Genomic DNA, 22,120 nt, shown 5'->3' on the forward strand with positions numbered 1-22,120 from the left:
TTTTTTGACGGCAGTATGACGAAGTTCGTTGTTCTTCTCACGTTTTGGGCAGCATTGTTGGCTGGCGTTCCCGTGACCGCACAAGTCATCAACACAGAGCAAAAGCGCACGATCCAAGACTCCGATGGTTGGATCGGTTCCGTAGACGTTGGCTTTGGCCTGACAAAAAACACACGTACGATCCTGCAAACAAATTCGCGGATCAATGCGCAGTACCATAAAAAGCGGCATACGCTTCTGTTGCTCAATGACTTGAGCCTTTTGAAGGTCGACAGCAATTCGATCCAAAACAGCGGTTTTCAGCATGTGCGTTATGCCTATCAACTGCGAAAGTACCTGATCCCTGAGGCTTTCGTACAGGCCCAGTACAACCAGGTTTGGAAATTGGATTTCCGGTTTCTGGCAGGGGCGGGGCCGAGGTTCCAGCTCCTAAAAAATGATTCAAACCGCGTTTTTATGGGTGTTTTGGGCATGTATGAATTCGAAAAGGTCGATGGCGGATTGCGCTACAACCGCGATTTCAGAGTGAGTGCGTATTTAAGTATGGGCTTCGGGCTGAACAAAAAATTGACCTTTGAAAGTATCACCTATTTTCAGCCTTTGATTCGGATGCCAAGGGATTTCAGGTTGAGCAGCGAATCTTCCCTGCGCGCGGCCATTACCAAGCACCTCGGTTTCAAAACCAGTTTCCAGCTCAATTTTGATTCGCGTCCGCCAGACGGTCTCACACGGATGTTTTACAGCTTCCAGAATGGGCTGACGTTCAAGTTCTAGGTGAACGAGCCCTTAACTGACTCACGAAGTCCAGAAAGCCCTTCCGATACCCGCAATGGTCGCAAACCCAGTCAAATGCGAGCTTGGGTTCGATCTTTTGCTGGAAGACCAAGTCGTTGAATCCCAAATGCTGATGCCTCGGCAAGCCGAAAAAGTAGGAGGGGTAGGTGCCGAAATCAATCTGGCAGAAATCACAAAGGACAAGCGAAAATTCCCCGAAGACGAGCACCTCGTTGTAACTATGGGCCAAGTCCTCCAACATGCGCAATTCGCGTGGATCACCACCGCATTCCATGCAGGGGGAAACCGGTCGCCAAACCAATGCGGTGTTGCACAACGGGCATAACGGAGCCGGTTCAGCAGGAGGATTTTCCTTCATGCCTATTTGGTGGAGTCGCCGACGAAATTGTCTTCCTTGTGCTTGAAAAGTACATTGAACGTTGTCAAGGTCCCGTAGATGCGGGTGATGTACTGTTGCAGATCCACCTTTTCGCCATCGTCAAGGCCTTTGCTGGCATTGATTTTTTGCTCCATGACGCGCAGGCGGTCGCGTAGCATCACGATCTTGTGGAAAAATTGCTCGATGGGGACTTCCTTGGCGGCAAGTCCTGGATCTTTGGGTTGCAGGAGCATGTTCCCGCCGCGCCAGCGATCGCCGATTTGCACGAGTTCGGTGACGTCGCTCCATTTGCGCAGGATGCGCATGAGCATTTGTTCGACATCCCAAAGACTCACGCCATCTTCGTCCGGATCGATCTTCTCGATGATCATGATGTCCTGATCATTTTTAGCCAGGTCCTTTTCGCCTTCTTCGATGAACATCACCGTGTACGTCATTGCATGAATGCCGATGATGACCCCTTTTCCAAATTTGTTGTGGCTGATGCGCGAGCCAATTCCAAGTTGTGCGATACCCATATTCCGTTTCAATAGATTAGAGTCGCTAATCTAGGGAGCGGGAGTGTAGGATTCAAGGATTTTGGACGTGGATTTTGCGGAAATGCAATTCGACCTAGCATCTCCATAGCCAACCGCCCACTTCTCTGGACTTGTTAAATCACTTAACAACTACCACACAACTCGCCTAATTTGTTAGACACCCCCCTGTTCTAAAGCGGAGACAAGGGTAAATCGATTTAGGTGGTTTTGGTGTAAGAATTGACCAAAAAGTGCGTTGAAAATCGTTAGTAAAGTTTGGCGAGGAGATCATTTTTGTGGTTATCAACATCAAAAATAGCCCATGTTGATAGTTTTAGTAAATTGATATACAGAGAATTATGAACTATTTTAGCTTTAGTTATGATTTTTCATTGACTTCCGAATCGAATTGTATTTAATTCGCACTCGAAAAGTAACACCACCCGAAAAGTTTACAGTGATGAAAGTTAAAGTAGTTTTGATGTCCTTGGTTCTGATCTCCCTCGCGCTTGTTTATTCTGTCAAGGTCATCGTTCGTCTTGCCCGTGTGATGATGGGCCGTCAGGTCGGAGCCTGATTCTTCGCGCTTGGCGATGGCTTTGCGTCATCGCCAAGCGCTTTGAATTTTTACAGGACAAACCGCCTTCCAAACGACCAATCGCTCAGCTTATTGAATTCCGGTACTCACGTTGAGATTGAGACTTACTGTCCCTTTGTCGGCGACCGTGAAGCTGTTTTTCTTCAGATTGTCGTCCTTGGGGCCGTTTTGTGTAAAGATCACGTAGTCACCCTTGGGCAATTCTACTGAATAGTTTCCCTTTGCATCCGTCATGGCTGTTGTTTTGAGGTGCTTTTCATCGGCAGCCTCGTACACTTCAACTTTGTAATTTGGATACGCACCGGTGCAAGGCGGCACATTAAAATCAGGTTGCCCCGGCTGACAGCCGAGTCCGCTGAAGGTCACGACACCGACGACCTTGCCTGCTGTCGCACTTTTTTGCGACGAGCGGTTGCATCCCCCACCTGTTGGGCCTCCGGCAATGTCAAAAACGAAAAATCCAAGTGTTGCAAAAAGCAGTAGCCTTTTCATAGTTGTGATTCAATTTCAATGATAAGGAGGAAAGTTAACGAAAATCCGTTCTCCGCCAACTCAGGAACAGGTGCATTTGTCGGGTTTGTCCAGCCGGATTGCGGTCACAATCACATGTTTGCCATCGTCGTCTTCCACGATGATGCGGATGATATCACCGCTTTCATCCCGTTTTTCCAAGGCCCAGCGGGCATTTCCCTTGGATTCCGAACTCTTTTTGCAGTTCAATTCGCCATGCAAATAGACGTCTTCCACCAATTCACGGTCGATGTCCCTGCATTCCATGCGGCAACGAGCATGCGCCACGTACACGAGTTCATCGAGTGGCTTGCGTTCGGTGAATTCGCAACTTCCTCCGGGATTCATGGCCACGCGGCCGATTCGCCAAATCGCAAAGGCAAGAATGACAATCAGCAAAATGCCTTGCCACCAAGATTTTCCACGACGTTGGAGGGTGCCTGCCATGTCAGATCGATTCCTTGACCGCTTTCATTCCTTTCCAACCCTCTTCGTACATTCTGAATGCCACCGGAACGAGTATCGAGCCTGTGAAAACCATTTTCCAGTCAATGAAAAACATCGCCGCAAATGGCGCCATGAGGATCAAACTCGCCAGGATCATAAAAACACCGACGATCAGAAATTGCAGATAGAGAAACACGGAGGCTTCCGTCCGTTCGAATTTGCTGTTTTTGAAGTCTTGGTAATTCTTGCTTGCATCGGCCTTGGCTTGTGCGCGGGCTTGCTGTACCCACTGCTGATAGGCTTGATCGCGCGCGCTTTGGGCAGACTGCGTAGCTTGGGCATAATTTTGCCCGGCACTGCGTGCAGCTTGGTCTCGCAATTTTTGGTTGTAGACCTTGCGCTTGTTGGCATCGCTTAAGATCGCATACGCCTCATTGACCTGAACAAATGCATCTGACGCTCCCGGGCTGGGATTTACGTCGGGATGCGACTCCATGGCTTTTTTGCGATATGCACGCTTGATCTCGTCTTGCGTTGCCGTCGCCTTCAGCCCAAGTATATCATAATAGGTGCTAGACATGCCTTTTTAAAAATCGGCAAAAGGAATTGGAAAAACAAGTAGCGCTTTTTAGTTGAGGGGTCAGAAGTTTGTTTTGGGAGTTGAGAGTTGAAAGTGGAGAGTTGAGCGTTGACGCGATTGCCTTTCAGCAATGCATTTCACTTTTCACTTTTCACTTTTCACTTTTCACTTTTCACTTTCAACTTTTCCTTCCACGCTTCGAACGCATTCAGGATTCCTTCAGCAACGGCCTCGGGGCTGCGGTCTGCGGTGTCGGCGATATAGTCGAAGTTGGCCATATTGCCGCAGTCGCAGTTGTATTTGGCGAGAAAACGTTCATTTTCACTGCGTTTTCTTGCAGAAATATCGGCAATCGCCTGAGCTTCTGTTTCGTAGCGTTCGCCTTTGCGGGTGGGGTCGCCCATGATACGCGCAGCAGCAACGTGTACGGGTACACGCATGTAGATTTTGAAGGAATTGGGCATAAAGTGCCAAGCAAGGCGGGAATCGACGATCAGTCCTTCGGGGCGATGGTTCAAGCTCGCAAAGGCCGAATCGATTTCCTCGTCAATTTCAGGATGCGTGTGTGCGTACTGATTCAGCTCCAGCGTGGTCATTCCATAACGGGCCGCGATTTCGCGTTGAACTTTGCCTGTGGAATAAACTTCGTAACCGAGCTTGTCTTGGAGCAGTTTGCTCACGACAGATTTTCCGCTGCCAAGATCGCCCGTGATTGTGATTTTAGGTTGCATAAACGCTATTGAATCTGCCTTGAAAGCAGCTAGCCCGTAAAATTAAGGAATTTTCTGAAGATGCGCGGTTGATAGTCTGGCAGTTGTCAACAACCGACCTTTAAATCATGGATTTTTCAACTTTTTTTCTTCAAAATGTTGCTTTTTCTTGTTCTAGTGGCTTATCTTTGTCTCCTCATTAGAAATGGTGGTTGTAGCTCAGCTGGTTAGAGCATTGGTTTGTGGTACCAAGGGTCGTGGGTTCGAACCCCATCATCCACCCCACTTCGAAAAAAAGAATCCCGCTCACAAGGCGGGATTTTTCATTTCTCCCTTTCTGCCCGGATTTACTTTCATCCGAATCTGTCCAGCAACAAACATAGTTTGATACACTGCAATCCATGATTCTCGCAGAAGATTCATTCGTGTGCAACAAAAGTTACGGAACAAACGGTACCCGATGAGGTTACTTTACCGAATATATTTCCATTGATCATGCTGCGATCCGAATTTTCTTTGCAGCGTCATTTTGATCATTCACACTTTAAGATTTTGATATGAATACCTACAACATCCAATGGACCAGCGCAAATGCAAACCAACTGCCCCTCGAGCGTTACGCGCATTTTTTCGCCATTGAAATGAACGGAGAACTCGTTTTTTTGGGAAAAGCGTACCGCGAAGACTTGCCAGCACTGATTCCTGCCTGCATCGCTCAACTTGACCTAAGCCATTCAGCACCCAATGTTTACCTCGGAAGAATCCGGGAAATCGGATTGGGGCGCATCAGTGACGCCACGGTGGATGCCATGCTTGGAATGTTGGTTTTTGCACGGAAGCCCAGGCTCAACCGTGTCGGGAAATACCGTTACCAAGGAATACTCAATATTGATTTGACCAACGTCGGCCTCGAACTTCTGCCCGCCAAGATGCAGGCAGAAAACAATGTGGTGATTGTAGGGGCACAACCTGCAATCAACGCACATGCCCCGATCCTCGCCTGCTAATGGCACAAAAACACCGACCACCCTTGGATTTTTTTGTCCGAGTCGACGAATGGCAAAATCGGGAAATGGGCTTCGGCCCATTTCTTATTCCTTCAAACCGTAGACCGCTTGCAGCTTTTCCACTACACGAAATGCAGCAGGGCAGAAGAGGATGTTTTTCTTCGTGATTTCGATATGGGAATGGAATTTCCGCTGTCCCGTATGCGGATACTCGCGGCAGGCCTTGGGGCGGTCTTCATAGACGCGGCACTTGTTGTCGGGAAGCAAAAATGGGCAAGGACTGCTTTTCAAGACCATGTCTTGGTCTTCGTCGATGCGGAGATAGACTTCCATGAATCTGCCCGGACTCATTCCTTCGTGTGCTGCGAGACGTTCGACATCTTTGGAGGTAAAGATCGGCGAGATGGATTTGCAGCAATTGGCGCAATCCAAGCAGTCGAGCGTTGCAAAAACGGCTTCATCAGCCTCCATTACGCGCTGATCCAAATCTCTCGGCGGATTCCGCTTGAGACGATCGAGCAATTTGTGGTACGCCTTCTTTGCCTTTTGGGCCTTTTCCTTCTCCGCCCGGAGGTCGATCATTTGTATTCGATGACGACGTTGGAGGTAAGGGGGTGACTTTGGCAGGTAAGTACAAAGCCGTCCTTCATTTCGGCATCGCTCAATCCTTCGTCTTCCTCCATCTCCACCTTGCCAGAAATGCATAGCGCGCGGCAAGTGCAGCAAACACCCATTTGGCAAGCGTAGGGCGGATCCATTCCAACACCAATCACTGCCTCCAGAATTGTCTGGGTATTTTTGACCAGAACTTGCTTTTCCACGCCATCGAGCCTCACCGTGATGGTATAATCCCCACGTTTGGCCTCTGCTGCAGCCTTCGCTTCTGCATTCTCCTCAGGCAATGCTGCAGTAAACACCTCGCGGTGAATCACTTCCCGGCCAATCCCCAAAAATCCGAATGCAGCTTGTGCTTCATCCATCATCGGGACCGGACCACACATCCAATAGGATTTTGGCAAATTATCGGCGCTCATGAGGTTTTGGACGATGCCAAGAATCACATGTCGCAGGGGCAATCCTGTCATCCCGATCCAACTTGAAGATGGTTGAGCCAGAATATGAATCACCCTGAATCGGTCCGGATGTGCTTCAGAGAGCCTATCCAACTCGTTTTTGAAAATGATCGAATTCTCATCGCGGTTGCCATAGATCAGACTCACCTTGCTTTGAGGTTCGGTGCCGAGGATCGTCTTCAAGATCGACATGAGCGGCGTGATGCCACTGCCGCCGCCGATCAACACGAGGTGGCGCGCCGTAGCGGGATTGGGAACAATCGCAAAATTGCCCATTGGAGGAAAAACCTCCAGGACATCGCCGGCCTGCAGCGAGGTGTGGATAAAATTACTGGCTTTACCACCCTCGACACGCTTCACAGTGACCGCCATGTCAGTATCGGAATAGGGGCTGGTGCAAAGCGAATAGGCCCTGCGGATCGATTCTCCGCCCACATTCATCTTGAGTGTCAGGTACTGTCCAGCTTTGTAATTGAAACTGCCATCACTTGGCTTTGCGAAATAAACGGTGCTGGCATCGGCGGTTTCCTTGACCACCTTCAGAACTTTCAACGGTACAAACTTGCTCATCTGAGGCTTTTTCTAGTGCTTTATTCCCGAATTGCGGATGCGAGACGAAGTAGTCAACGCGGCTGCAAATATAGAAGATTATTCTACTTCGGATTTCGTGCGCATTGCCCTTATTCATACAAGATTGTTGTACCGCGGCGGATTGGAGTCGCGCCTGATTGCCTACATGCGTTATCTGCAAGCGCAGGGGCACAAGGTCACCGTCTGTGTATGGAAACGTGACCCGACTGTGGAAATACCCGAAGGGGTGGAAATCAGGTTGTTTCGGTTGCGGTGGCTGCCCAAAATGTTTCGCGCCTGGGTTTACGACAAACGCCTCTGCCGCTATTTTGCCTCCGAGCAATTTGACTTGCGGATTTCGTTGGGGCGCACCACTTGTCACGATGCGATGATCGTCGCGGGAAACCATCTTGGCTTCCTACAAGCGATGGGACGCAAACCGAGAGGTATTGATGACCGCCTTCAAATCATGATGGATGGTCGATCCTACAAGGCACCGGGCGTGTTGCTGCCCGCCTCGGAAATGTTGCGCGACCAAATGCTTGCCTTTCACGAGGTTGATCCCTCAAAAATTCAAATACTGTATCCGCCGACCGATGGAAGGCGATTCCATCGTGAATTGAAAGCACGCAAAGCCGAATTCCGCAAAAAGCATGGCTTTGCTGAGGGAAAACGCACATTCTTGCTGATCTCGGCCAACCATGGCCTCAAAGGCTTGCCAATTCTCATGCAAGTCTTCGATTCCCTACAGCATTTGCCGATCGAACTTGTGGTAGCCGGTGGAAAAAAGGAGGAATCGGGGCTACCCAATGTGCGGCACATCGGTTTTGTGCGCGAAACCGAAGAGTTGTATGCGGCAGGTGATTTCACCTTGTTGGCTTCTCTCTACGATTCATTTGGTCAGGTGGTCACCGAGTCATTGCTCTGTGACACGCCCGTGATTGTGAGCAGCATGACCGGGGCAAAGGCGATTGTCGGTCCAAAAGAAGGAATCATCGTTCAAACGTTTGAAGTGGCGGATTGGAAAGCTGCCATTTTGAAGGCGTTGGAAACGGAATTCGACATCGACCCTGAACTGGCAAAACACAAGGGGTTGCTGTTTGAGGATCACATGACGCGACTTTTGGATTGTGCCGGGGCGGGTAGATTGGGCAATCCAGCTAGCGGTGAAGAAGGAAAGCTGAAGATTGTAGAAGATTGAAAGCCCATTCCTACGCTTCGACGACGAATTGGGCTTCTGATTGCAAACAAGCCACGGTAATCTAGCGAATGCGGTGCGGATTTGGTTTCTCGGATCAGCAAGTCGGCACCGGGTTGACCTCCTTTTTCAACGCAGGTACACATTTTGATCAGAAGATGCCCGCAGGCACCTATTTGCCAGTATCAATTCCTGCGGAATCCAACTTAGGAGGAGACATTAGGCGATTCAGGCTGTCTTGCCGTGCTTGCTCTCGTTCGACTTGTGCTTTGCCTTTTGCCTTCTCCATGGGACTCCCCGTGAAATAAGGATAAAACATCACCAACATCATCAGTAAGAGACTGATCATGAAGAGGATGCGAATCTCCTTCCACATCGTAAACGTGCAAAGGATGGCCAGGGCGATCCCCCAGATATGGTATACAATGAAGAACTTTTGGGATGAAAAAATGGAGTAGGGTCCAGCAACTTCCGGCCCGAAAGGATAGTCGCTGTTGGCGAATGTGAGCAACGTAATCACATTAAACAGTGCAAAACTCATGAAAATCACCGAGCCCGCCCACTTCATCAATTTTGAGTTTTCCATTCGTTGTGCCTAAAATTCTGGCAGCAAAAATAGCAATCCGCCTTCAATTCCTAGTCCATTGAAGCTTGCTTTGTTGTATTTCTCGCCTTCGCCGACACCGTAGCTTTCCAAATCGCCATTTGCGTCGATTTTCGGGTCAAAAAATTCACTGAGGCGTCTCATTGGCGAATTGAAGGAGAATTGCGCCACCGGCCTCAGAAACAACCGCAGATTTCGGTGCAACCTGAATTGCGCTTCGTAGCAAAGGCTCAGGCCAAAAATGCCGCTGTTGTCGATGTTGAACATCTTCCGGGCGCCATTGTAACCCGATTCCGTCGTCCAAGCGGTATGCGCACCCATTACCCCAAACAGGATTCCGCCTCCGGCATAATGGCTGAAAAAATCATCCTCACGCAACGGCATCACCATTCCCACCTCGAGCGTACGCGCACGAAACAGGTATTGCCGGAATTTGGGAAAGTCTGCGTAAGGCGCCTCGATGAACTGCCGCCGCGTTTTGAAGACAGTATAAAAGATCATGTCCTCACGGAAAAGGTAATTCGCTCCAAATTCGAATCCCATCGGCCAATTGATCGAACCAAGATTTTTGTAGATGACGTGGGGGAAGCGGTTGTTGTTGAATTTGGTGATTAAATGGTTGACCGAACGGGAGCCCGTGTTGTGCACGTTGTATCCAAACCGGAACTGAAGCTGCGATGTCGAAAATTGGGCACGAAGATTGCAAACGCAGAAGAAGAAAAGGATAGGCAGCAGGAATTTTCTCATGTAGTCCGATACGGCAGTGTGGGAAATTGGATTCCGTTCTTTGCACGAAGATTGCTAAATTTGGCCTGTTTAGCCTGCTAAGTCTAATAATATTTATTCACCAGTCTATGAATCAGGAATCAAAATTGTTTTCCCTGCGGCGAATTGCCGCTGTTTTTGGCACCCTCGTTTTCTTTTTTGCTTCGCAATCCTTTGCCCAAGTCACCAACCGTTCAGGTGTTGACTCCACGATTTTTGTCTCCCACACGGTTTTTGTACCCAAGGCTCCCTACGAATCCGGAGTGGAAAACTGGGGCGTCGACCTGGGTGACATTGACAAGGACGGTGACCTCGACGTGATCACCTGTTCGAATCTTGACAAGAAAGTTACAGTTCACTTCAACACTGGCAAAGGCATTTTCCCGAGGACCCAAAGCTATGCAGCCGGCAATTACAACCGTGCGGTCGTTGTAGCGGACCTTAACAAGGACACTTGGCTCGATATCGCCACTGTTTCTGTGAGCGACATGAAAGTCAATTGGCTCCTCAACAATGGTTCAGGAGGATTCCTCCCGATGAAATCCGTGGCAGCCGGCGGCGGATTCCCGCACGATATTCAAGCTGCCGACGTGAACCAAGACGGATTCATTGACTTGGTGACGGTCTGCAATACCGCCAACAAAGTCGCGTTGCACTTCGGTGATGGCGCGGGCAATTTCACCGGCGCCAAAAGCTTTCCAACAGAAGCCAAGCCACGTTCCGTGGTCGTCGCAGATCTCAACAAAGACAATATCCCCGACCTGATCGTCGGCACGGACAGCCGTACCGTCAACTACCTTTTGGGTACGGGTGGCGGCAATTTCGCACCTTATGTATACCTCATTTCGGGCGTCGCCAACTGGGGCATCGGGGTAGGGGACTTTGACAAAAACGGTGCTTTGGACATCTGCGCCGCCGATTACATGGAAGACAAGTTGAGCATTCACTTGAATACCGGCAAGCTCAAGGCTGGAAAGATGGAATTCCTTCCGGTGCAGCAAATTCAGTCCGGCGACTACAATTTTGACCTGGTGGTGGGCGATTTTGACTTGGATGGCGACCTCGATATCGTGACAGCAAGTACCCGCGACGAGGTCATCAACGTGCACCTCAACGACGGAAAAGGCGTTTTTGGCGAAAAGAACAAAATCACCTCCGGCAACTGGAACTCGGCCATTGTCGCTGCCGACTTGGACGCCGACGGCGACTTGGACATTGCCACTTCGTCCATCAAAGACAATAAAATGAACGTCCACCGCAACGCCTCGATCGATCCGGAAGGGATTCCGACCTCGACCTGCGTCTATGGAACAGTACGCGACAAAGACAGCGGCGATCCGTTGATGGCCATTGTGTCGGTCGTTGGCGATGATGGATTCAGCCTGAAAAGCATGAAAACCACTGCCGATGGCAAGTACAAATTCTGCGAAATCCCCTTTGGCAGCGGTTTCCACTTGGTGGCAAAGGTCAAGGGCTATCCCAAGTTTGACGAGACCTTCGATCTTCCCGAATCCTTGGGCAAGGAAGGGCTGAAAAAGGATGCCATCCTCGAAAAAATCAAAGCCACGGACATTTTTGGCCGCGTGACCGACATCGAGACGCAGCTGCCCTTGGCAGGGGCCACGGTTGAAATCAAGGACAAAAACGGGGCAGTGGTCACCAAATTGACCTGCGACAGCGACGGAAAATACCGCACGACCTTGCCTTTTGGCACCAACTACGAATTGACAGCAGGTATCGAAGGCTACAATGCCAAGACTGCGGTTGTTTCGTTGTATCCCAATGACTTCCCTGCCGGCAAAGAGCAAAACTTCGAATTGGGCAAGATCAAGCCCAAAACGACCGCTTGTATTAAAGGTTATGTGCTGGAAAAAGGAACCGGCATCAAGCTTGCCGATGCCGAAGTCAAAGTCATGGACGCAGAGGGCAACACCGTCAAGAAAGTTACTTCGAATGCCCAGGGTTACTATGAAGCCTGCGATGTTCCCTTCGGGACTTACAACCTCGCCGGCAACAAAAAGGGCTATATGTACAACATCATCGAAGGGATCAATGTCACGGAAGCCGACGTCGCCAACGGCGTGACCCAGGACATCGAATTGGTGAAATTCGAAGTCGGAATGAAGATCGTGCTCAAAAACATCTTTTACGATGTCGCCAAAGCCACTTTGCGTCCGGAATCCGTTGCGGAGCTTGACCGCTTGGTGCGCATCATGGAGCAAAATCCGACCCTCGTCGTTGAAATTGGCGGCCATACCGACAGCGACGGCTCCGATGTCTACAACGAAAAGCTGAGCCAAGCCCGCAGCCAATCCGTCGTGGACTACCTACTCGACGCCGGCATCGCTGAAAACCGCCTCGTCGCCAAAGGCTACGGCGAAAAAGAGCCCGTAGCGCCCAACGACACCAAGGAAAACAAGCAGTTGAACCGTAGAACGGAGTTTGGGGTGCTTGCCTTCTAGGAGCAGAATTCTCAGAATTTCCAGAATTACATTTTGTGTTGAATTCTCGGGATAGCGCTGAATCTTAGCGTTATCCTGAGAATTTTTCTTTTCATGATCAGCATTTACAGAATCGTACTTTGTGTTGAATTCTCAGGATGGCGCTGAATTTATGGGCTAGGTTGAGAATTCTCTTGGAAAAATAGGCCTTTATCCATTCTAATTGGTTATATTCCTATTTAGTTGGTTTATTAAATTTGTTTTGCTATATTTGTGCAAGCTGGAATTGTTAAACAACAAAACAAAATGATGGAAATAGACCCTCTTACTTATGCTGTTATTGGCTGTGCAATGTGTGCACCGGAAACTTGGGCCTGGATTTCAAGAAAAGATCTATCAGAACGCATTGGAAATAGAGCCGAAGAAGCTTAACTCGATATTGATTGCGAGCTCGAACGACCAATATTTTATGATGGGCAATTGGTCGGTGCACGAAGAGTTGACGTGCTAGTGCATGGGCAATTGATCTTGGAGCTCAAAGCCGTTGCTTGCCTGAAAGATGAGCATGTCGTACAAACGAAAAATTACACAGTGGTTTTCGGATACCCACGTGCCCTTCTCATCAACTTTGGTGCAAGAAGTTTGGAGTACAAGCTTATTTTCAATCCCAATCAGACTTCCAAAGCATCCTGATTTTAGCCGCCATTGGATCAAAACCCAAACATGCGAGAAATTGACCAATAATAGCACGATCGCTCAAATTCAGCATCAACACTGATTCTATAAATTCTGTAAATTCTGCTTAGGTTTGTAACATGGACATTTCAGTGGTGATCCCACTTTTCAATGAAGACGAATCGCTCCCTGAGCTCACTGCTGAGATCAAGGCGGTGATGGAAGCCAATGGCTATGACTATGAAATCATCATGGTCGACGATGGCAGCACGGACCGGTCATGGGCGGTGCTGAATGAGCTTCGAGCCGTAAATCCAAGGATCAAAGGCATTCGCTTTCAGCGGAATTATGGAAAATCGGCTGCTTTGCAGGTTGGTTTTCAGAAAGCGCAAGGCGATGTTGTGTTCACCATGGACGCCGACTTGCAGGATCGGCCGCAGCATATTCCGGAATTCTACAAGATGATCAAGGAGGAGGGTTATGACCTCGTTTCCGGGTGGAAACAGAAGCGCAAGGACCCGATCACCAAGACCATTCCCACGAAATTGTACAATGCCGTCAACCGCATCGTCAACGGCGTCTCCCTGCACGACATGAACTGCGGCTTTAAAGCCTATCGCCGGCAAGTCGTCAAAAGCATCGAAGTGTACGGCGAAATGCACCGCTACATCCCCGTGATCGCCAAAGCTGCAGGCTTCCGCAAAATCGGCGAATTGAAAGTAGAGCACATCGCAAGGAAGTATGGCGTGACCAAATTTGGAATTAACCGCTTCCTGAACGGCTTTCTCGACCTGCTCACCATTACTTTCATCACCAAATACATGAAACGTCCGATGCACTTCTTCGGATTTTGGGGTGTAATTTTTGGGATGATCGGAGGCTTCTTGCTCTTTGGAATGTATTTTTTGAAGCTACTGGGAATGACGGGATTGACCTCCGAATATTTCATCAGTACGCACATTCCGGCATTGTTTTTTGCCATGATCACCTTCCTTTTTGGCGGCTTGTTGCTTTTCACGGGCCTCATGGCCGAATTGATCGGCCGGAATTCGCCATTTAGAAATGAATACCTGGTTGCCGAGCATTTGGGCTTGGATTGAGTACATCGAACGCCCGCACATGGGCGTCGGTTTGTCGAGATCTTTCATGAGGCGTCGAGCATCGCGACAGCATTCTAGTGGCGGTGGATAATCTCCTTTCGCATTCCCCCAAAAAAACTAAATTTGCCTCAAACGCAAAAAGCGATGATTTATCGTTCAAAAGCGCCCTTGCGCATTGGCTTGGCAGGTGGAGGCACCGATGTGAGTCCGTATTCCGATCTCTATGGCGGCGCAATTCTCAACGCCACGATTTCGATGTACAGCTACGCGACGATCGAGCCCCTCGAAAATGGCAAAATCGAATTCGTCTCGATCGACCAACAGCAATCCTTGATCGTGGACGCTACCGACTACCTTACGATTGACGGTACGCTGGATTTGTTGAAAGGCGTTTACAACCGCGTGATCAAAGATTTTATTCACAAGCCCCTGTCATTCAGGTTGTCCACCTTTTCGGATGCGCCTTCCGGTTCGGGTTTGGGATCGTCCAGTACGATGGTCGTGGCCATTTTGGGCGCTTTCGTCGAATGGTTGAAGCTGCCCTTGGGCGAATATGACATCGCCCACCTCGCTTTTGAAATCGAACGCAAGGATTTGAGCATGTCGGGCGGCAAGCAGGATCAATATGCGGCCACGTTTGGTGGTTTCAATTTCATGGAATTTTATGCCGGGGACAAAGTCATCGTGAACCCGTTGCGGGTGCGCAGTGCCTATCGCAATGAATTGTCCCACAACATTTTGCTGTATTACACCCAAACCAGTCGTTTAAGCAGCAAGATCATTGAAACCCAGTCCAAGAACGTCACTTCGAGCAAGGAAGCGCCCTTGCAGGCGATGCACGAAGTGAAAAAATCCGCCAACGAAATGAAGGAAGCGGTGCTGACCGGCAACATTTCGCTGATCGGACCGATTTTGCACCGCAGTTGGCAGCATAAAAAGGCGATGGCTGAGGGCATCAGCAACGACAGCATCGACCTTTTGTACGATGCAGCCATCGCAGCAGGCTCGACGGGAGGAAAAATCTCGGGTGCAGGCGGGGGAGGGTACATCTTCTTCTATTGTCCTGTCAATACCCGATTTGCCGTCGCAAAGGCCTTGTCGCAGTTTGGCGGCAGCGTCCAGGAATACAGTTTCACAGAGGCCGGTCTCACGACTTGGTCCATCTAAAGATAAATTATGCAAGACCGCATCTCCCATTTGATCAAGGATTCGATTGACGTCAAACTCAAGACGCTGCAGGATCCTGAATTGCTCCAAACCGTCGAAAAAGTCGTCCATGAGGTCGTCAAGGCCCTTCAGGCCGATAAAAAAATCCTCTTTTGTGGCAATGGAGGCAGTGCCGCCGACGCCCAACACATCGCAGCCGAACTTTCGGGTCGCTTTTACCACGACCGCGATCCGCTGTTTGCGGAGGCATTGCATGTGAACACGAGTTACCTCACGGCCGTCGCCAACGACTATGGCTATGACCATGTTTATTCGCGGTTGGTCAAGGCAAAAGGCCGTCCGGGAGACGTCCTTTTTGGCATCTCGACAAGCGGCAACAGCACCAACATCACCGAAGCCTTGCGTGTCGCACGTGAGCAGGGCATGGTGACGGTCTCGATGACCGGCCTAACCGGCGGAAAAATGCGCGGCTTGAGCGACTTGCTGCTCAATGTCCCGAGCACGGATACGCCTCGTATTCAAGAGGTTCACATCCTGCTCGGCCATATCATTTGCGAATTGGTGGAGCGCGAACTGTTCCCCCAATGATGCTCTACCCCGAGGAGGCGATCATCCTGGCCGGTGGCATGGGCACCCGGCTGCAATCCGTTGTGAGTGAGGTTCCCAAACCGATGGCACCCGTTGCCGGAAAGCCGTTTTTGGAATACTTGTTCCCGATGCTCAAGCAAGTCGGCGTCAAACGTGTCGTTTTGTCGGTCGGTCACAAATGGGAAGTGATCCAAGCGCATTTTGGGGCCAATTTTATGGGCATCGAAGTGGACTATGCCGTCGAATCCACCCCCTTGGGTACTGGAGGCGGCATCAAGTTGGCATTCGAAAAGACCACATCGCAACATGTCCTCGTCTTGAATGGCGACACGCTGTTTCTGCATGACCTGATGCTCCATTGGGAAATGCACCAAATGTGGAATGAAGGTGCCTTGATCAGCTTGGCATTGAAGGAAATGCGTGATTTTGACCGCTATGGCACCGTCGAAATCTACAAAAACGAGCGGGTAAAGGCATTCCGCGAAAAGCAGCCCAAGGAAAGCGGTTTGATCAATGCCGGCGTCTATGTCATTGACCGTGAACTCTGGAACCTGGTCGATGTCCCCGAAAAATTCAGCTTCGAAAAGGATGTTTTGGAGCGTTATGTGCGGAAATTGCGCTTCATGGGCTACAAACACGAGGGCTATTTCATCGATATCGGCATTCCCGAAGACTATGAAAAGGCAAACCGTGATTTGGTGAATTTTGACTGGACGATTCCTGAATCACCCGCCCAAATGGATGAAATAACATTCGAAGACGGCGAGATTCCCTATTGACAACCAACGGAAAAATGGACAAAAAGCGAATTGTCATTCTGGGAACAACCTATCCGTTTCGGGGAGGATTGGCGGCATTTAACGAACGTCTTGCCCGCGAATTCATCGCGGAGGGCCACGAGGTGACAATTTTCACCTTCAGCCTTCAATACCCGAAATTCCTTTTTCCGGGGAAAACCCAGGAATTGCAGGAAGCAGCACCGACGGGCCTGGACATCCATATCAAGGTCAATTCGGTCAATCCTTTCAATTGGCTCAAGGTCGGTCGAGAACTGCGCAAAATGGCTCCGGACCTCTTGGTTATGAAATTCTGGATCCCGTTTATGGGTCCGAGTTTGGGAACGATCGCCCGCAAGGCCCGCAAAAACGGAAAAACGAAGGCGGTCGCCATCGTGGACAACATGATCCCGCATGAGCGGCGGATCGGTGACATGCAGCTCATCCGCTATTTTGCGCGGAGCATCGACGCCTTTGTGGCCATGAGTCACAGCGTCGAAAATGACATTCACAGCTTCAAGACCGGGAAACCCGTGGTTTTTGCCGCGCATCCGATCTATGACAATTTCGGGGACCGATTTGAAAAGCAGGAAGCGAAAAAGCTGCTCGGATTGGACCCCGAATTCAGCTATTTGCTGTTTTTTGGCTTCATTCGCGATTATAAAGGCCTGGATTTGGCCTTGAAGGCGATGGCCGACCCACGAATGGCCAACCGCAAAGTCAAATTGATCGTCGCTGGCGAATTTTATAAAGATCCCAAGCCGTATTTGGACCTGATTGCGAGCTTGGGAATTGAGGATCGACTCGTGTTGCGCACGGATTTCATCCCCAACCACGAAGTCGGGAAGTACTTTTCGGCGAGCGACATGATCGTGCAGCCCTACAAAGAGGCCACACAAAGCGGCGTGACGCAGATTGCCTATCATTTTCACAAGCCCATGCTCGTGACCAACGTCGGTGGACTTCCCGAAATCGTGCCGCATGGCCGCGTAGGATACGTTACGGAAGTCTCGGAAAAAGCCATTGCAGATGCTCTCGTGGACTTCTACGACCACAAACGCGAAGCATCCATGGTGCAGGAAGTGATCCATGACAAGCCCAAATTCCTTTGGGACCACTTCACGGGGGAAATTTGGAAGCTGTACGCGGGCATGAAGCCGCATTGATTTCTGAATGTCATTGAATTGCAAGCAGGGGACAATTCGATTTTGAACAAAACAGAATTCCTCGGTAATTTGAAGGAAGGCAAAATTTTCCGCCATGAATCGCAAGGATTTCCCCGACAAGATCGATCAAAGCTGGACCTTGTTTCTAGACAGGGACGGTGTGCTCAACGAGCGTATCGTCGATGATTACGTGCGGAAATGGGAGGATTGGGTCTGGGCAGAGGACGCATTGACCGCTTTGGCAACGCTATCGCGGGTTTTTGGAAAGTTGGTGGTCGTGACGAATCAGCGGGGAATTGCACGCGGGCTCTATTCGGAGAAAGATTTAGAAGCCATTCACAAGAAAATGTTGGCTGATGTCAAGGCCGCAGGTGGGCGAATCGACGCTGTTTACCATTGCCCGCATGACAAGGATGCCGGCTGCGAATGTCGGAAACCCAAGCCGGGAATGCTTCTGCAGGCAGCAAAAGACCATCCGGCGATCGATTTGAAACGCGCGATCTTGGTGGGTGACAGCATTTCGGACATGCAAGCCGCCAAGGCGGCCAAGGTTCCGGGCGTATTCATCGGCAAGATGCACCGTGATCTACCCGACAATGTCCTCACGGCTTTGCCGGATTTGGCGACCTTTGCAAGGTTATTTGAACGGGAAACGCCCACAGATTGACCGCATACACAGATAAATATGGACGAAAAATATTGGCAGGAGCGTTGGAAATCAAGTGATACGCCGTGGGACATGGGGACGGCTTGCCCGGCATTGGTCGCCTATTGCAGTCAATTGACCGACAAAGACATCGCCATCCTCATTCCGGGTGCGGGAAGCGGCTACGAAGTCGATTGGCTTTGGGAAAACGGCTTTCACAATGTCACCGCGCTCGATTGGTCCCCACAAGCTTTGGACCGTATTTTGGACCGGATTCCCGATTTCCCCGAAAATCAGTTGGTTTCTGGAGATTTCTTCGAGACAAAAGGCGAATTCGATTTGATCTTGGAGCAAACTTTTATGAGCGCCATCGATCCGGCGAAGCGGCATGCCTATGCGATCAAGATGTTTTCCCTGCTCAAGCAGGGAGGGACCTTGGCCGGACTGTTGTTTGACTTTCCGCTCGACGGCGGACCGCCCTTCGGGGGCAGCGAAGCCGAATACCGGAAGCTGTTTGAGCCGCTGTTTGAAATCAAGACGATGGCGCGTTGCTACAATTCGATTCCTCCAAGAGACGGCCGGGAGTTGTTTTTTATCCTGAAAAAGCGCATGTTGAAGGCTTAATCGCCTGAATCAATTCCCATGGTCGGATCCTTTTTCATTTTGACATCCTATCTCAATTCCCTGCCTTTCCGCGTGGTTGGAATTTTACTGTTGCTCTTTTTTGCCGTCCTGTTTCTGCAATCCGGATTTGACAAGGTGCAAGACCGAAAAGGCAACTTGGATTGGTTGATCGGGCATTTTTCCAAGAGCATGTTTAAAAATGCGGTGCCGTTGCTGCTTGCGGTAATTACCGTCATGGAGTTGATTTCCGGATTTGCTTCGCTCGGCACTGCCGTTTACTTGGGCTTCGCCGAATTGTCACAGATTTGGATTCCCTTTGCCGTGGTCAGCTTCTGTGCCTTGACTTTGCTCAATCTCTTTGCTGGTCAGCGAATTGCGAAGGACTATGCCGGAGCTGCCGGAATTGTACCGTATTTTATCGTTGCCTTTTTGGCAATGGTTTTCTTTGGTGGGCTTATTTTTTGGGAAGGCTGACGGCTTTGTCCCTGACGAAAAGGGCCCACAACACGGCCGAAACCACGAGCGACACGCCGCAAATCACAAAAATGATGTCCAGATTCGCAGCATCCTTGAAAATCCTTCCAAATACTGCACTGACGACGACTTGCGGAATTACTACAGAAAGGTTGAAAATTCCCATGTAGAGGCCTTGTTTGTCCGCGCTGACGTATTCGGTCGCAATTGCAAATGGCAGGCTTACCACGGCAGCCCAACCGATTCCGAGCAAGGCCATGACGACATACATTGCGACCGGCGAACTTCCTGCCAATAAAACCCCAAAATAGGAGAGCGCCATGATGGCGATCGCGGCCGTATGCACCCGTACGCGCCCAAACTTGCCTGCGAGCGGCTGCAACACCAATGCAGGCAAAAGGAAGCCCACCGTATTGAGAATCAGGAAGCTGATGTCAATGATACGCCCCATTTCCGCATCGTCCGAGATGCCCATTCGGCCCTTGATATAGGCATAGAGGAAGACAAACATCGTCTGAACCCCTAGCCACGTGAACGAATGCGCGACGTAAATGGCCAACAGCTGCTGAATGTTGGTGCGTTTTCCATCCTTCGAATCGGCTTCAGCAATCACTTTGATGGTACGCGGCTCTTGAATGAAAAACACAGGAATCAGGTTAAATGCAAGCATCACCGCCATTCCGACATAGATCAGCGTCTCTTTTCCCCAAGCCAATGCAATGAAATAGGCACCCACGCCAAAGAATCCCGAGACCGTTTGCATGATGGTATAGCCCCGCGTACGGGCATCGCCTTCGGGTGTCACGTCCGCGATGATGGCCCTCGTGGGATTGAAGCCAATGTTGATGGCAAGGTCCAATGCGAGCGCGACAGTGAGGGCAACGTAAAGAATATCTACAGTATCTAACGCATTGGAAATAAGATCCAAACGGGGCAACATCCAAAGCATTCCTGCAGCTACAATTCCGCCGATGATGATCAGCGGACGGCGTCTGCCGCCGAGGAACCAAATCTTGTCGGAGATGACTCCGGCGAGCATCTGCCCGATGATTCCAGCGAGCGGGCCTGCCAACCATACGTAGCCAACCTCGTCGATTTTGAGGTGGTATTTGGTCGACAGAATCCACGAAAGGGCAGAAATCTGAACCGCCAATCCGAAGCCCATAGCCGTCGAAGGCAGGCTCAGAAGCAGGTAAAATGCCGTGGAAATCGAATTTTTGGGCTGCGACATCTCGTTTTCAATCATTCCCCGAAATCCACATCGGATTTGGGCAAAACAATAATAGTGTTAAAGTGACACTAATTAAAATTTTTCCTTTTATCTTGGTTAACGAATTGGTATCGAAGTCCTTCAAAACGGTAATATTCTGATGACGCAAAAACCCAGTCTCTCTTTCTGGCAGATTTGGAACATGAGCTTCGGCTTTCTGGGCATTCAGTTCGGATTCATGCTGCAAGTCACGAACATCAGTCGCATTTTCCAAACGTATGGTGGTGAGGTTGAGAACCTTGCCTTGTATGCCATCGCCGGTCCTGTGACCGGTTTGCTCGTGCAGCCGATCATCGGCTACCTGAGCGACCGTACGTGGAGCCCGAAATGGGGGAGAAGACGTCCATTTTTTATGATCGGCGCCCTGTCGGCAACCGGTGCGTTGGTGATGATGCCCAATTCGCCGAGCCTCGCCATTGCGATCGGCATGCTTTGGGTGATGGACAGCGCCTTCAACATCTCCATGGAGCCTTTCCGGGCATTTGTGGGCGACATGTTGCCGGAAAAGCAACGTACATTGGGTTATGCCATGCAGAGCTTTTTCATTGGCATTGGATCCGTCATTGCCGCGTTGTTACCAACGATCTTGACCAATTTTGGCGTCGCCAATACCGCTCCGGACAAGGAAATCCCTGATTCCGTGAAATTTTCATTTTACGTTGGCGCATTTGCGATTGTCGCAGCCGTGATGGTGACCGTCTTTACGACCAAGGAGTATCCACCGGCAGACATGAAGGCATTCGAAGCTGAAAAACAACGTACCAAAGGTCTCTGGCATGCATTTGCCGATATTTTTGGTGGCCTGCTGAAGATGCCTGCGACGATGATTCAACTGGCATTTGTTCAGTTTTTTACTTGGTTTGGGTTGAACGCCATGTGGGCCTTTATGACGCCCACCGTGGCAGAACGCGCCTTTCACGCCACCAATCCCGACTCCGCCGAATTCCAAGCTGCCGGCAATTGGGTCGGGGTGATGTTTGCCACCTATTCGTTGGTGTCATTCCTCGTCGCCTTTTTGTTGCCGGTTTTGGCCCGTTTGACCTCCCGCAAGACCACGCACATGATTTCGATGGCAATTGGCGGCATTTCCTTGCTGTCGATCATGTTCATCGAAGACCAATATATGCTGCTGCTGCCGATGATTGGTGTAGGCATTGCGTGGGCAAGCCTGCTGTCGATGCCTTATGCAATCCTGATCGGGGCCTTGCCGCAAGGAAAACTCGGTTATTTCGTCGGTGTCTTCAACTTCTTCATCGTCATTCCCCAATTGGTGGCAAGTTTCGCACTCGGCCCAATCCTCACCGAACTATTTGGAGGTAAAACGGTGTTGATGAGCACCTTGGCAGGGGCTTCATTCTTGATTGCATCGATTTTGGTATTGATTGTTTCGGATCGCAGCAACCCCGAAGAAAGCCGCCTTCAGAAATCATAAACTGGGT

General features: G+C 50.1%; 24 protein-coding genes, 1 tRNA gene and 1 pseudogene. 15 read left to right on the top strand and 11 right to left on the bottom strand.

The window, feature by feature from the left end:
* The first annotated feature begins 15 nt into the window (after positions 1 to 15).
* Positions 16 to 774 carry a DUF481 domain-containing protein gene (locus tag IPN95_02490; protein MBK9448288.1) on the top strand — a complete coding sequence of 253 codons (759 nt, stop codon included), beginning with the start codon at positions 16 to 18 and terminating at the stop codon, positions 772 to 774.
* On the opposite strand, the gene IPN95_02495 is transcribed toward IPN95_02490, so the two are convergent.
* From IPN95_02495 to IPN95_02520, 6 genes are all read right to left on the bottom strand, one after another.
* Complete coding sequence (locus IPN95_02495) at positions 764 to 1,153, bottom strand: hypothetical protein (protein ID MBK9448289.1); 390 nt, start codon at positions 1,151 to 1,153, stop codon at positions 764 to 766. The two genes, IPN95_02490 and IPN95_02495, sit on opposite strands and share 11 nt — an antisense overlap.
* 2 nt (positions 1,154 to 1,155) lie before the next feature.
* A complete protein-coding gene (locus IPN95_02500; protein MBK9448290.1) occupies positions 1,156 to 1,692 on the bottom strand; it encodes a hypothetical protein in 537 nt (178 codons plus the stop codon).
* Positions 1,693 to 2,359: 667 nt separating this feature from the next.
* On the bottom strand, positions 2,360 to 2,782 hold the full coding sequence (locus IPN95_02505) for a hypothetical protein (protein MBK9448291.1): 423 nt from the start codon (positions 2,780 to 2,782) through the stop codon (positions 2,360 to 2,362).
* A 60-nt stretch (positions 2,783 to 2,842) separates the two neighbouring features.
* Positions 2,843 to 3,247 (bottom strand): DUF4258 domain-containing protein, encoded by a 405-nt coding sequence (locus IPN95_02510; GenBank protein ID MBK9448292.1) that lies wholly within the window; start codon positions 3,245 to 3,247, stop codon positions 2,843 to 2,845.
* Between the two features lies 1 nt (position 3,248).
* Positions 3,249 to 3,827, bottom strand: coding sequence for a DnaJ domain-containing protein (locus tag IPN95_02515; GenBank protein ID MBK9448293.1), 579 nt, complete (start codon positions 3,825 to 3,827; stop codon positions 3,249 to 3,251).
* A gap of 158 nt (positions 3,828 to 3,985) precedes the next feature.
* Positions 3,986 to 4,558, bottom strand: coding sequence for an AAA family ATPase (locus IPN95_02520; protein ID MBK9448294.1), 573 nt, complete (start codon positions 4,556 to 4,558; stop codon positions 3,986 to 3,988).
* 187 nt (positions 4,559 to 4,745) lie between these two features.
* Here IPN95_02520 and IPN95_02525 point away from each other — a divergent pair.
* Together IPN95_02525 and IPN95_02530 are read left to right on the top strand one after the other, a co-directional pair.
* Positions 4,746 to 4,822: transfer RNA gene (locus IPN95_02525), tRNA-His, on the top strand.
* A 272-nt stretch (positions 4,823 to 5,094) separates the two neighbouring features.
* Positions 5,095 to 5,544, top strand: a complete 450-nt coding sequence (locus IPN95_02530; protein ID MBK9448295.1) for a hypothetical protein — start codon at positions 5,095 to 5,097, stop codon at positions 5,542 to 5,544.
* Between the two features lie 84 nt (positions 5,545 to 5,628).
* Here IPN95_02530 and IPN95_02535 read toward each other — a convergent pair whose 3' ends face one another.
* Positions 5,629 to 6,126, bottom strand: a complete 498-nt coding sequence (locus IPN95_02535; GenBank protein MBK9448296.1) for a YkgJ family cysteine cluster protein — start codon at positions 6,124 to 6,126, stop codon at positions 5,629 to 5,631.
* Complete coding sequence (locus IPN95_02540; GenBank protein MBK9448297.1) at positions 6,123 to 7,187, bottom strand: ferredoxin--NADP reductase; 1,065 nt, start codon at positions 7,185 to 7,187, stop codon at positions 6,123 to 6,125. Before IPN95_02540 ends, IPN95_02535 begins: the two co-directional genes overlap by 4 nt.
* 37 nt (positions 7,188 to 7,224) lie before the next feature.
* On the opposite strand from IPN95_02540, the gene IPN95_02545 reads away from it, so the two are divergent.
* Positions 7,225 to 8,388 carry a glycosyltransferase family 4 protein gene (locus IPN95_02545; GenBank protein MBK9448298.1) on the top strand — a complete coding sequence of 388 codons (1,164 nt, stop codon included), beginning with the start codon at positions 7,225 to 7,227 and terminating at the stop codon, positions 8,386 to 8,388.
* Positions 8,389 to 8,557: 169 nt separating this feature from the next.
* On the opposite strand, the gene IPN95_02550 is transcribed toward IPN95_02545, so the two are convergent.
* Positions 8,558 to 8,971, bottom strand: coding sequence for a hypothetical protein (locus tag IPN95_02550; GenBank protein MBK9448299.1), 414 nt, complete (start codon positions 8,969 to 8,971; stop codon positions 8,558 to 8,560).
* A 9-nt stretch (positions 8,972 to 8,980) separates the two neighbouring features.
* The gene (locus IPN95_02555; GenBank protein MBK9448300.1) at positions 8,981 to 9,736 is read right to left on the bottom strand and encodes a hypothetical protein; all 756 of its coding nucleotides are present in this window, start codon (positions 9,734 to 9,736) and stop codon (positions 8,981 to 8,983) included.
* A gap of 107 nt (positions 9,737 to 9,843) precedes the next feature.
* Here IPN95_02555 and IPN95_02560 point away from each other — a divergent pair, with 107 nt between their 5' ends.
* The 10 genes and pseudogenes from IPN95_02560 to IPN95_02605 all read left to right on the top strand — a co-directional run bounded on the left by IPN95_02560 (position 9,844) and on the right by IPN95_02605 (position 19,411).
* A complete protein-coding gene (locus IPN95_02560; GenBank protein MBK9448301.1) occupies positions 9,844 to 12,216 on the top strand; it encodes a VCBS repeat-containing protein in 2,373 nt (790 codons plus the stop codon).
* 288 nt (positions 12,217 to 12,504) lie between these two features.
* A pseudogene (locus IPN95_02565) lies at positions 12,505 to 12,888 on the top strand (GxxExxY protein).
* A 122-nt stretch (positions 12,889 to 13,010) separates the two neighbouring features.
* The gene (locus IPN95_02570) at positions 13,011 to 13,970 is read left to right on the top strand and encodes a glycosyltransferase family 2 protein (GenBank protein MBK9448302.1); all 960 of its coding nucleotides are present in this window, start codon (positions 13,011 to 13,013) and stop codon (positions 13,968 to 13,970) included.
* Positions 13,971 to 14,114: 144 nt separating this feature from the next.
* Positions 14,115 to 15,137 carry a dehydrogenase gene (locus IPN95_02575; GenBank protein MBK9448303.1) on the top strand — a complete coding sequence of 341 codons (1,023 nt, stop codon included), beginning with the start codon at positions 14,115 to 14,117 and terminating at the stop codon, positions 15,135 to 15,137.
* Between the two features lie 9 nt (positions 15,138 to 15,146).
* Positions 15,147 to 15,725, top strand: a complete 579-nt coding sequence (locus IPN95_02580; protein MBK9448304.1) for a D-sedoheptulose 7-phosphate isomerase — start codon at positions 15,147 to 15,149, stop codon at positions 15,723 to 15,725.
* Positions 15,725 to 16,504 carry a nucleotidyltransferase family protein gene (locus tag IPN95_02585; GenBank protein MBK9448305.1) on the top strand — a complete coding sequence of 260 codons (780 nt, stop codon included), beginning with the start codon at positions 15,725 to 15,727 and terminating at the stop codon, positions 16,502 to 16,504. Before IPN95_02580 ends, IPN95_02585 begins: the two co-directional genes overlap by 1 nt.
* Before the next feature lie 14 nt (positions 16,505 to 16,518).
* Positions 16,519 to 17,667, top strand: coding sequence for a glycosyltransferase (locus tag IPN95_02590; GenBank protein MBK9448306.1), 1,149 nt, complete (start codon positions 16,519 to 16,521; stop codon positions 17,665 to 17,667).
* A gap of 94 nt (positions 17,668 to 17,761) precedes the next feature.
* Positions 17,762 to 18,334: an HAD family hydrolase gene (locus tag IPN95_02595; GenBank protein ID MBK9448307.1), complete on the top strand. Its 573-nt coding sequence runs from the start codon at positions 17,762 to 17,764 to the stop codon at positions 18,332 to 18,334.
* An 18-nt stretch (positions 18,335 to 18,352) separates the two neighbouring features.
* Positions 18,353 to 18,937, top strand: coding sequence for a methyltransferase domain-containing protein (locus IPN95_02600; protein ID MBK9448308.1), 585 nt, complete (start codon positions 18,353 to 18,355; stop codon positions 18,935 to 18,937).
* 36 nt (positions 18,938 to 18,973) lie between these two features.
* Positions 18,974 to 19,411, top strand: a complete 438-nt coding sequence (locus IPN95_02605) for a DoxX family protein (protein MBK9448309.1) — start codon at positions 18,974 to 18,976, stop codon at positions 19,409 to 19,411.
* Here the strand turns inward: IPN95_02605 and IPN95_02610 are convergent.
* The gene (locus tag IPN95_02610) at positions 19,392 to 20,576 is read right to left on the bottom strand and encodes an MFS transporter (GenBank protein MBK9448310.1); all 1,185 of its coding nucleotides are present in this window, start codon (positions 20,574 to 20,576) and stop codon (positions 19,392 to 19,394) included. The genes IPN95_02605 and IPN95_02610 overlap by 20 nt on opposite strands.
* Before the next feature lie 247 nt (positions 20,577 to 20,823).
* Between IPN95_02610 and IPN95_02615 the strand changes: the two genes are divergently transcribed.
* Positions 20,824 to 22,113 carry an MFS transporter gene (locus IPN95_02615; GenBank protein MBK9448311.1) on the top strand — a complete coding sequence of 430 codons (1,290 nt, stop codon included), beginning with the start codon at positions 20,824 to 20,826 and terminating at the stop codon, positions 22,111 to 22,113.
* The last annotated feature ends 7 nt before the right edge of the window (positions 22,114 to 22,120 follow it).

The sequence above is a fragment of the Bacteroidota bacterium genome, assembly GCA_016718825.1.
GTDB lineage: Bacteria > Bacteroidota > Bacteroidia > J057 > JADKCL01 > JADKCL01.

Bases quoted from the DNA above. Each gene is read 5' to 3' on its own strand.
- IPN95_02490 (MBK9448288.1), top strand. From the start codon at position 16: ATGACGAAGTTCGTTGTTCTTCTCACGTTTTGGGCAGCATTGTTGGCT.
- IPN95_02495 (MBK9448289.1), bottom strand. From the start codon at position 1,153: ATGAAGGAAAATCCTCCTGCTGAACCGGCTCCGTTATGCCCGTTGTGC.
- IPN95_02500 (MBK9448290.1), bottom strand. From the start codon at position 1,692: ATGGGTATCGCACAACTTGGAATTGGCTCGCGCATCAGCCACAACAAA.
- IPN95_02505 (MBK9448291.1), bottom strand. From the start codon at position 2,782: ATGAAAAGGCTACTGCTTTTTGCAACACTTGGATTTTTCGTTTTTGAC.
- IPN95_02510 (MBK9448292.1), bottom strand. From the start codon at position 3,247: ATGGCAGGCACCCTCCAACGTCGTGGAAAATCTTGGTGGCAAGGCATT.
- IPN95_02515 (MBK9448293.1), bottom strand. From the start codon at position 3,827: ATGTCTAGCACCTATTATGATATACTTGGGCTGAAGGCGACGGCAACG.
- IPN95_02520 (MBK9448294.1), bottom strand. From the start codon at position 4,558: ATGCAACCTAAAATCACAATCACGGGCGATCTTGGCAGCGGAAAATCT.
- IPN95_02530 (MBK9448295.1), top strand. From the start codon at position 5,095: ATGAATACCTACAACATCCAATGGACCAGCGCAAATGCAAACCAACTG.
- IPN95_02535 (MBK9448296.1), bottom strand. From the start codon at position 6,126: ATGATCGACCTCCGGGCGGAGAAGGAAAAGGCCCAAAAGGCAAAGAAG.
- IPN95_02540 (MBK9448297.1), bottom strand. From the start codon at position 7,187: ATGAGCAAGTTTGTACCGTTGAAAGTTCTGAAGGTGGTCAAGGAAACC.
- IPN95_02545 (MBK9448298.1), top strand. From the start codon at position 7,225: ATGCGAGACGAAGTAGTCAACGCGGCTGCAAATATAGAAGATTATTCT.
- IPN95_02550 (MBK9448299.1), bottom strand. From the start codon at position 8,971: ATGGAAAACTCAAAATTGATGAAGTGGGCGGGCTCGGTGATTTTCATG.
- IPN95_02555 (MBK9448300.1), bottom strand. From the start codon at position 9,736: ATGAGAAAATTCCTGCTGCCTATCCTTTTCTTCTTCTGCGTTTGCAAT.
- IPN95_02560 (MBK9448301.1), top strand. From the start codon at position 9,844: ATGAATCAGGAATCAAAATTGTTTTCCCTGCGGCGAATTGCCGCTGTT.
- IPN95_02570 (MBK9448302.1), top strand. From the start codon at position 13,011: ATGGACATTTCAGTGGTGATCCCACTTTTCAATGAAGACGAATCGCTC.
- IPN95_02575 (MBK9448303.1), top strand. From the start codon at position 14,115: ATGATTTATCGTTCAAAAGCGCCCTTGCGCATTGGCTTGGCAGGTGGA.
- IPN95_02580 (MBK9448304.1), top strand. From the start codon at position 15,147: ATGCAAGACCGCATCTCCCATTTGATCAAGGATTCGATTGACGTCAAA.
- IPN95_02585 (MBK9448305.1), top strand. From the start codon at position 15,725: ATGCTCTACCCCGAGGAGGCGATCATCCTGGCCGGTGGCATGGGCACC.
- IPN95_02590 (MBK9448306.1), top strand. From the start codon at position 16,519: ATGGACAAAAAGCGAATTGTCATTCTGGGAACAACCTATCCGTTTCGG.
- IPN95_02595 (MBK9448307.1), top strand. From the start codon at position 17,762: ATGAATCGCAAGGATTTCCCCGACAAGATCGATCAAAGCTGGACCTTG.
- IPN95_02600 (MBK9448308.1), top strand. From the start codon at position 18,353: ATGGACGAAAAATATTGGCAGGAGCGTTGGAAATCAAGTGATACGCCG.
- IPN95_02610 (MBK9448310.1), bottom strand. From the start codon at position 20,576: ATGGGCTTCGGATTGGCGGTTCAGATTTCTGCCCTTTCGTGGATTCTG.
- IPN95_02615 (MBK9448311.1), top strand. From the start codon at position 20,824: ATGAGCTTCGGCTTTCTGGGCATTCAGTTCGGATTCATGCTGCAAGTC.